Annotated in this window: 1 protein-coding gene; it reads right to left on the bottom strand. The window is 35.2% G+C overall.

Annotation, left to right across the window (positions count from 1 at the left end):
• A partial coding sequence (locus tag FFR48_RS27865) for an ISLre2 family transposase (protein WP_236104228.1) occupies positions 1–1281 on the bottom strand: 1281 nt, incomplete at its 3' end.
• Between the last annotated feature and the right edge of the window lies 1 nt (position 1282).

The following is a 1282-nucleotide window of genomic DNA, read 5'->3' as shown; positions in this document are numbered from 1 at the left end:
AATAGCACCACTACCAATAGGTAATTTACGGGCTAAAACTTTAGAGTAATTCAAACGCCCTTCCCGATAAGCACGTAAAAGATAATCCCTTTGTTTAACTAAAATTTTAGAATGCGCTGCTGTTGCTGAAGCAATAAATTTATCCATCTCATGAATTAATGTTAAAGCCTGACCTTTTTTTAAAGTTCTCCTAGCTTTTTGAAACCAAGCCTTTCGTTCTTGTTCTTCAGTAAAAGCCGCATCTGCAAAAACTTGTAAATGTTCGGTGACATGGTAGAAATCAAATAATTGATAAGTTTCAGATGGGCAACCTAAGCGGTCTAAAAGTGGAGGAATATGTTTCCATATCCATTCCGCACCATCAGCGATAAACAGCACCTGTTTAGCTTGACTTATACCCAATCTAACCAAATACATTTCTAAAATTTGTAAAAAACCTTTATATCCTTGATATGTGCCATCATTAGTAATAGGAATTTCTGAAGTTTTAACTTTTTTTCCCTGTTCATTAACTACATAGATAGTTAATAATTTTGGCTCAATCCATTCTCCTGTAAAACCTCGACGGTTAGTCTTGGCTCTAGGTCTTCCTTTTTTGGGTATCCGAATCCTTGTGCGTCCCCCATCTACAGCAATTACAACCCGTTGGTCTTTGAGAACATTCTTGGTAGATAAAGAGCCAAATTGAAGTTTCGTGAGTTTTTCATTACGTAAATTAATGCCTATTTTACCAAACTTGTATGTCAGTCTTTCAATTCGTTTTAAACTAATATCTATTCCCCAATCAATTAAGATTTTACGTGCCGCTTCAAATGAACCAGCAATTGCACCGTATTGAGTAATATGTGACCAAACACTCGGTGTTAATCCTTCTTCTATTCCTAACCATTTTAGAAATGGCACAAATCCTGTGTTGATAGGTTTTTTATTTTGATTTTTATCTTGATTTTTATCTGGTTCTACATCTACTTGTTTTTGGTTCTCAACCACATAAGGTAATTTCAGGGTGACTTCAACATTCCCTAATGTTAATATTTGTCTTTTTTTGTAGCCATGTTTTTTAGTTGTTGGATGCCACCACCCTTGAGTCTGATTCATGGACTGATGATGAGCTTCTTGAGACTGAGAAAGATTGTGCAGTAATAAGCTAATACACTCCCCTGCTAATATTAATGCAGCTTCTCTAATATTTTCTTCACGCGCCTTGAATGTTTGTCCATTCCATTCGGTGATATTAGAAATTTCTAAAAGTTTCGTAACTTTCTCTTGAAAATCTTTCAAA

The sequence above is a fragment of the Sphaerospermopsis reniformis genome (assembly GCF_005402885.1).
Taxonomy (GTDB): domain Bacteria; phylum Cyanobacteriota; class Cyanobacteriia; order Cyanobacteriales; family Nostocaceae; genus Sphaerospermopsis; species Sphaerospermopsis kisseleviana.
This window is presented reverse-complemented; position numbering and strand designations above follow the sequence as displayed.